Source organism: Actinomyces urogenitalis DSM 15434 (assembly GCF_000159035.1).
Classification (GTDB): domain Bacteria; phylum Actinomycetota; class Actinomycetes; order Actinomycetales; family Actinomycetaceae; genus Actinomyces; species Actinomyces urogenitalis.
Genome location: NZ_DS999575.1, coordinates 1 through 7,423 on the forward strand (window position 1 = coordinate 1; position 7,423 = coordinate 7,423).

Below are 7,423 nucleotides of genomic sequence, written 5' to 3' on the forward strand. Positions count from 1 at the left end.
AGCGGGGGTAGAAGTCCGCTCATCATCGAGGACCCCGACGTCTATCCCCAGCTACCCCCCATCACCGGCGCGCCCACACTCAACTCTGAAGAGCCAGTGAAAGACGCCGTAGTTGCGCCCCTTAGTCCCATTGGTGACAGACATCTGAAGTTTCGAACCATCGTCTGTGACGCTGAGTCCCTGATTGGCTCGGTACCAACGAGGGCCATCGCCTTCGGTGACGAAGATGGGTCCCATCGAAGCCTTTCCAAAATCCTCTGCGCGCATACCAAGGATGCCGCCTAGGGTCATATCCCGCCCGAAGAAACCAGTGAGGCTCTTGTCGTTGACAAGCTTGATGTCGACGAGCTTGGGGGTCTGGCTCGGATCCGTCACGGGAATCTGCTCGCCATCGCGCTCAACGGTCAGCCCATAATTGAGAATCCAGGTCTGAGCGATCATCGGGTCAAGGCGTTCGTTGCCCTCCCCAACGGAACCCGTATCGTGTTTAACGCCAGTTGGCATCACAAAGGACAGAACCGAGTAAAAGCGGCCATATACGGCTGCACTGTCCCCAGCAGCGTCGCGTGCCGACTTGGTGGCGTAGAACGCGCCTGTCGTTGCGTTGTAGTAACCGGAGAGCTTGAGCCCATCATCTCGGGGTCCTGTGTGCTATTGAAGAGATTGTAGTGACCCTCCACCGTTCCAGAAACGGATTGAGAGACTTCGGAGGTCTTGGCGCTCTGCTCGCTGTCCTCAACCAGCCATGAGGTGCGTTTAACCGTCACTTCATCTTTGTTGCCTGTCCTTGCCTGGGTGATCACAAGAGTGTTTGTGGAGACACCCGGGTTGGAGTCTACGACCGTCTGGTCACCACTTAGTGTGACGTAGGGGATATCATCAATAACGACCGTTTTGATCTTGGTGTTCAATAGCCATGATTGGTAGCCATCGACGTTATAGGCGCCATCAAAGACCCAGCCGTCCATGGTGGTGTAACTCGCCGAGGTCTTTGTGATCAGAAACTCGTGGTGCACCACTGTGTTCGTGAAGCCACTGTAGGTGCTGTCCTTGTTGATCTCGATAGCGGTCTCAACCTCGAAGGTGAGGTTCTGATTGGTCAGCGGGTTCTCATCGGCCGGCGTCATCTTGACGGAGGCGAGAGTTGAGTTCTCGGCGGCCTAGTTCTCAGCTCTGCCGCTGCTATCAGTGGCAGATGCTGTGGCGGGGGGGGGGAGTACGAGGGACGCTACTGCCAGGAGCAGCGTGAACAGCGCTAAGGGTGAGCGCACGACGCGTGTCATGCCTGCTGTCCTTCCAGGTTGAAGGCTCGGCCGCAGCCAGTCAGGGGAGGGAGAGGGAAAGGCGGGGAGGCCAAGGACTGTGTACAGGTCATGAAAAGGCTAAGTGACGGGCGAAGGGTGCAGCAAGCGGCGTCGCCAGGCGAACCGAGAGCCTGGAGCGCGCACGGGCAAGCCCCCGGGGGGTACCCGGTTCACCTGCTGTGGTGAGCTGGGCGCCGCCTGGGGGCTTGCGTGCCGCGTGCCGGCTGCTCAGATCCAGGAGCCGAGCCACATATGCATGCGCCAGAAGCTGTAGCTCACGGTCTGGCCCGTCCAGATCGGCCACCACAGCACGGCACAGACCAGTGCTGCGACGACTACGGCTCCCACCAGCCACACGCCCTCGGTTCGTGTGCGCCACACCGGTACCCCGGTCCAGGCCTCGGGTAGGCCGCGCCGCGTTGGGCACATCCCGAATCCCACCTGGGTCGCGAGCCAGCCCCGCGGCGCGGGACGCTCGGGACCGATCCTGCCCTCTGCCAGAGCGTCCTCCTGCGCCAGGGCCAGAGGAGAGCCGGGAACGGGCCTCAGCCAGCCGGTCATCACCCCGAGGGCCAAGGTGAGTACGAGGACCACGAAGGGCACGAAGGCCACCGTGTAGAAGGTGAAGATCGTGCGGTCACCGTAGAGGAACCAGGGCAGGTACAGGCCTACGTACCCGATGAGTGCCGCCCACATGCGCCAGTCACGCCGTCGCCATGCCAGCACGACCAGGCAGAAGGCGAGCGCTACCACGGCGCTCCACCACACGGCGATGTTCCCGATCGAGGTCACGGCCTGGACGCACTGGTCCGAGCCGCAGCCTGCCCCCGTCATCTCCTCGGTTCCCCGCCAGTAGAAGGAGGTCGGGCGCCACTGCACCAGCCAGCCGATCGGCTTGGACATATACGGGTGGGTGGAGTCCAGGCTGACGTGGAAGCGGTACATGGACAGGTGGTACTCCAGCAGGTCGTTGAGGGAGTCAGGCAGCCAGGACCGCACGGGCGTGCCCGCCTGGCGCATCTGCTCGGCCCACCCGTGCTTGTAGGCGCCCGCGTGCGTGAACCATGACCACCAGCCGGCCACGTACACGGCAAAGGCCACGGGCACCAGGTGGAGGAAGTCCAGGCCTCCACGGTGGAGGATGCCGTCAGCCAGCCAGCTGCGCGCCTCAAGCCGACGCAGGGCCGTGAGGTCCCAGACCACCACGAGGATTCCCACCGCGGCTAGCAGGTAGGCGCCGGACCACTTGATCGAGCAGGTCAGTCCTGCGCTCAGCCCTGCTGCCAGCAGCCAGGGCCGCAGCAGCGGAAGTGGAGCCCAGGCGCCGGGCAGGGTCCCATCGAGCCCGGCAGCGAGCCGGGAGCGGAACCACTCGCGGTCACGCACCAGGCAGTAGACGGTCAGCAGCCCGAACAGCCCGATGAACACGTCCAGCAGGCCGATGCGCGACTCGGTGATCCCGACGCCGTCGACCGCCAGCAGCAGTCCTGCCACCCCGGCCAGGGCCGGAGAGTGGGTGAGCCGGAGCGTGAGCCGGGCCAGCAGCGCCACGGTGAGGATCCCGGCCACCGCGGGCATGAAGCGCCAGCCAAAGGAGGAGTCCGCCCCAAAGATCTCCATCCCCAGCCCAATGAGCCACTTCCCCAGCTGCGGGTGGACGATGTAGGAGGGGTCCGTCGTCAGGGCTGAGAAGTCCCCCTTGGCGAACAGGGCGTCCGCCCCGTCCTTCCAGGTCGACTCGTAGCCGTTGTGCCACAGGGCGTAGGCGTCCTTGACGTAGTAGATCTCGTCGAACATGAGCGAGTGGGGATGGCTCAGGCCGATCAGGCGCGTCAGCGCCGCCACCACTGTCACCACGGCCGTCACCACCCAGCCGCGCAGGCGCACGGCGGGTGCCAGCGTCCAGTCCAGAGGATTCAGTCCGAGGCGTTCGCGCAGGAAGGTCTCGCTACGCGGCTGCGGCTCAGCGGGCTCGATGTTGCCTGCCTCGCCGCTGTCCCCGTCGAGGCCGTCAGTCAGCTCCTCGATGGCGGCCTGCGGGACCTGCGCGGTGGCGGCTGTGACCTGCTCGGCCTGCGCCGTCGGCTCAGGCCTGTCGCCCTCCGAAGGGCTCGGGGCGGAAGGGGGCACGGCTGCTGGCTCGTTCACGCCGCGAGTCTAGGGAACCAGCCATACTGAGCCCATGACTGAGGCCCCGCACCCTGATCGTGCCGACTCCACGCCTGCGACGCAGGAGGCACCGGCCGCCCCGCGCGCCGGCGTCATTACGCTGGCGGCCACGCCGATCGGCAACGTCGCGGATGCCTCGCAGCGGCTGTGCGCGGGACTCGCCGAGGCCGACCTCATCGCGGCCGAGGACACGCGTCGGCTGCTCAACCTCGCTCAGCGCCTGGGCATCCACGTAGCCGGGCGCGTCATCGCCTTCCACGAGCACAACGAGCGCGAGCGCGCCGGCGAGCTGATCGAGGCGGCCCGAGCCGGCCAGCGCGTCCTCATGGTCTCTGATGCCGGGATGCCCTCCGTCTCCGACCCCGGCTACCGGCTCGTCACCGCGGCAGCGCAGGCGGGTGTCCCCGTCACCGTGGCCCCCGGTCCCTCTGCGGTGCTCACCGCCCTCGCCTTGTCCGGTCTTGCCTCGGACCGCTTCTGCTTCGAGGGCTTCCTGCCTCGTAAGCCTGGCGAGCAGCGCCGCGCCCTGGAGCAGCTGGCCGGCGAGGAACGCACCATGGTCTTCTTTGAGTCGCCCCGCCGTGTCCATGCCACCCTGGAGGTCATGGCCGAGGTTCTGGGGGCCGGGCGGCAGGCGGCGATGTGCCGTGAACTGACCAAGACCTACGAGGAGGTGCGTCGCGCCACACTGGGTGAACTCGCGGCGGCGACGGCGGCCGGTGCCCTGGGTGAGATCGTCCTGGTGGTGGCCGGGGGACAGTCGGTGCAGGCCGATCCGCGCGACGCCGCCCGCCAGGCCCTGGCTCTGGCTGACGCCGGACAGCGGCTCAAGACGGCCGCCGCTGAGGTGGCCCGACAGTCGGGGCTGCGCCCGAATGAGGTCTACCGGGCTGCGCTCGCGCTACGCGACGAGCGGGCCCAGGACTGATCCTGGGCCCGCTCGCCGGCGAGAGCCTGGGGGCTTGGCCTGCCTGCGCCGTCGGCTCAGGAGCGTGGGCCGGGGCTGGCTTGCCGGAGGCCCTCAGACCACGATATCGGGGTAAGCAGGGGAGGGCTCAGGGGCGGAACTGCTGACCGTTCTGGTAGGGGGCGACGCCCGGCTGCGGCACGGACTGGGGGTAACCGGGCCGGGAGTAGGCCGGCCCCATGGCCTGAGCCTGGAGGATCCTGCGGTTGCGTGAACGGCGCACGAGGAGCCAGACGAGGCCGCCGATGAGCAGGCCGGCCCCCAGGAAACCGCCCAGCACCGATCCGACGGCGCCAACGGCCATCCGGCCGATCTCCTTGGCGTTGGTGGCCTCGCCGAGGAAGATCGGCTCGTTGCCGGAGGCCGTGCAGGCGATCGTGTAGGAGCCGGAGACGGTGGGGATGAAGGTAGACAGGAGCTTGTGGTCGTTGACCTCGATCGAGGAGTGGACCTCGATGAGCGGGACCTCGACTCCGTCGGGGTCGGCCACCGTGCACTGGGCGGCGGGGAGGGAGCTGGAGTAGATGCCGTAGACGCTGCCGGTCCTCAGCTCGGCTGCGACCGCGCTGCCGGACGGGATCTGGGACAGGGTCGAGGAGACCTGGGCGACGGAGACGACCGATCCGACGAGGACAGCCGCTGCTGCCACCAGGAGGACCACGCCGACGATGATGAGGGCGAGCGGCCCCTTCTTTCCCTTGATGCCGGGGACGGAGGTAGGCGGTGCCGCAGCGTAGGCGGGTGCCGGCGTCGTGTAGGGGCCGGGTGGTGTCTGCGGTGCGGAGGCGTAGGGCGATCCGGAGGCAGGAGGAGTGGACATCGTCAGGCCTTTGGTCGGAGTGCGTGTGGGGCGCAGGGCGCCGCTCGTAGCGCCCAGGGTAGGGGCCAGGCCGCCGTAGGGCCTCCTCCTGCGGAATGAGGGCGCCGCAGCGTCAAGGAGGAGAAACGGGGCCGGCGCTGGGCGGGATAGGCTTTGCCCCATGAGCCACATCCTGTCCGCGGTCGCCTGGCCTTACGCCAACGGCCCCCGCCACATCGGTCACGTCGCCGGCTTCGGAGTCCCCTCCGACGTCTTCTCCCGCTACATGCGCATGGCTGGTCACGACGTCCTCATGGTCTCGGGCACGGATGAGCACGGCACCCCGATCCTCGTGGCGGCCGACGAGGAGGGCATCAGCGCCCGCGAGCTGGCTGACCGCAACAACCGCCTCATCGTGGAGGACCTGGTCGCCCTCGGCCTGTCCTACGACTTGTTCACCCGCACCACCGCCGGCAACCACTACCGGGTGGTGCAGGAGATGTTCCGCACCGTGCGCGACAACGGCTACATGGTGGAGCAGGTGACGCGCTCGGCCATCAGCCCGTCGACCGGCCGCACCCTGCCCGACCGCTACATCGAGGGCACCTGCCCCATCTGCGGCACCCCTGGCGCCCGCGGCGACCAGTGCGACGCCTGCGGCAACCAGCTCGACCCCACCGACCTGATCGATCCCCACTCGCGGATCAACGGTGAGGTGCCTGAGTTCGTCGAGTCCAACCACTGGTTCCTTGACCTGCCGGCGCTGGCCGAGGCCCTGGGGGCCTGGCTGGACGAGCGCGAGGCCTCTGGCACCTGGCGCCCCAACGTCATCCGCTTCTCCAAGAACATCCTGGAGGAGATCCGCCCGCGTGCCATGACCCGAGACATCGACTGGGGGATCCCGGTCCCCGGCTGGGAGGACCAGCCCACCAAGCGCCTGTACGTGTGGTTCGACGCCGTCATCGGGTACCTGTCCGCCTCCATCGAGTGGGCCCGGCGCACCGGGGACCCCGAGGCCTGGCGCCAGTGGTGGAACGACCCGCAGGCCCTGTCCTACTACTTCATGGGCAAGGACAACATCGTCTTCCACTCCCAGATCTGGCCCGCCGAGCTCCTGGGCTACAACGGTCAGGGGGACAAGGGTGGGCACAGCGGTGAGCTGGGCGTGCTCAACCTGCCCACCGAGGTGGTCTCCAGCGAGTTCCTCACCATGGAGGGACGTAAGTTCTCCTCTTCCCACGGCATCGTCATCTACGTGCGTGACTTCCTGGCTCGCTACCAGGCTGACGCCCTGCGCTACTTCATCTCCGCCGCGGGGCCTGAGACCGCGGACGCTGACTTCACCTGGGCCGAGTTCGTGCGCCGCACCAACGGTGAGCTCGTGGCCGGCTGGGGCAACCTGGTCAACCGCACGGCCTCGATGATCCACAAGCGCTTCGGTGAAATCCCCGAGCCGGGCGAGCTGGAGGAGATCGACCGCGTCCTGCTGGACTCCATCGAGACTGGCTTCACCACGGTCGGCGAGCTCATCCGCCACCACCGCCAGAAGGCGGCTCTGGCCGAGGCCATGCGGCTGGTGGGTGAGGCCAACAAGTACGTGGCGGACACCGAGCCCTTCAAGCTCAAGAGCGAGGAGCAGCTGCCGCGCCTGGCCACGATCCTGCACACCCTGGCCCAGGCGGTGGCGGACCTCAACCTCATGCTCTCCCCCTTCCTGCCCCACGCGGCCAACGACGTCGACCGCATCCTGGGAGGTGCGGGCGAGATCGCTCCGATGCCGCACATCGAGGAGGTGGCCGAGCTTGACCCCGAGGTCCTGCCTGCCGCCTTCGACGGCCGCGACGGCTACCCGATCATCACTGGCGACTACACCGGTGCTCCGACCTGGGGCCGCCACGAGGTGGTGGTCGGTACCCCGATCGCCAAGCCCTCGCCGGTCTTCGTCAAGCTCGATGAGGCCATCGTGGAGGAGGAGCTGGCCCGGTACGCCGACTCCCGTCCTGACGACGTCACCGGCGCCTGAGGGCCCGCGCCGCTGATGAGCCGCAAGCACCGCGACCGCTCCTGGCCGCCGGCCGACGCCGTCGCCCCACTGGCGGGTGAGGTGACGGACAACCACACTCACCTGCCGGTTCCCGGGCTGCCGGCCAGCGGGCCGGGCAGCCAGGAGCCGCTGACCGCGGC

6 protein-coding genes and 1 pseudogene are annotated in these 7,423 nt (G+C 67.6%); 3 read left to right on the forward strand and 4 right to left on the reverse strand.

Annotated features, from left to right (window positions below):
• Window positions 1-51: 51 nt before the first annotated feature.
• The 3 genes from HMPREF0058_RS05995 to HMPREF0058_RS06005 all read right to left on the reverse strand — a co-directional run bounded on the left by HMPREF0058_RS05995 (window position 52) and on the right by HMPREF0058_RS06005 (window position 3,452).
• Window positions 52-441, reverse strand: coding sequence for a hypothetical protein (locus tag HMPREF0058_RS05995; RefSeq protein WP_006548834.1), 390 nt, complete (start codon window positions 439-441; stop codon window positions 52-54).
• A 62-nt stretch (window positions 442-503) separates the two neighbouring features.
• On the reverse strand, window positions 504-1,127 hold the full coding sequence (locus HMPREF0058_RS06000) for a hypothetical protein (protein WP_006548835.1): 624 nt from the start codon (window positions 1,125-1,127) through the stop codon (window positions 504-506).
• A 405-nt stretch (window positions 1,128-1,532) separates the two neighbouring features.
• Complete coding sequence (locus HMPREF0058_RS06005; protein WP_239668787.1) at window positions 1,533-3,452, reverse strand: dolichyl-phosphate-mannose--protein mannosyltransferase; 1,920 nt, start codon at window positions 3,450-3,452, stop codon at window positions 1,533-1,535.
• Window positions 3,453-3,486: 34 nt separating this feature from the next.
• On the opposite strand from HMPREF0058_RS06005, the gene rsmI reads away from it, so the two are divergent.
• Window positions 3,487-4,401, forward strand: coding sequence for a 16S rRNA (cytidine(1402)-2'-O)-methyltransferase (gene rsmI, locus HMPREF0058_RS06010; protein ID WP_006548837.1), 915 nt, complete (start codon window positions 3,487-3,489; stop codon window positions 4,399-4,401).
• Between the two features lie 127 nt (window positions 4,402-4,528).
• Here the strand turns inward: rsmI and HMPREF0058_RS06015 are convergent, their stop codons facing one another.
• The gene (locus tag HMPREF0058_RS06015) at window positions 4,529-5,260 is read right to left on the reverse strand and encodes a hypothetical protein (protein WP_034236216.1); all 732 of its coding nucleotides are present in this window, start codon (window positions 5,258-5,260) and stop codon (window positions 4,529-4,531) included.
• A gap of 160 nt (window positions 5,261-5,420) precedes the next feature.
• Between HMPREF0058_RS06015 and metG the strand changes: the two genes are divergently transcribed.
• The gene (metG, locus tag HMPREF0058_RS06020; protein WP_006548839.1) at window positions 5,421-7,262 is read left to right on the forward strand and encodes a methionine--tRNA ligase; all 1,842 of its coding nucleotides are present in this window, start codon (window positions 5,421-5,423) and stop codon (window positions 7,260-7,262) included.
• Window positions 7,263-7,277: 15 nt separating this feature from the next.
• Window positions 7,278-7,423: pseudogene (locus tag HMPREF0058_RS13490) on the forward strand (TatD family hydrolase); the annotation flags it as partial.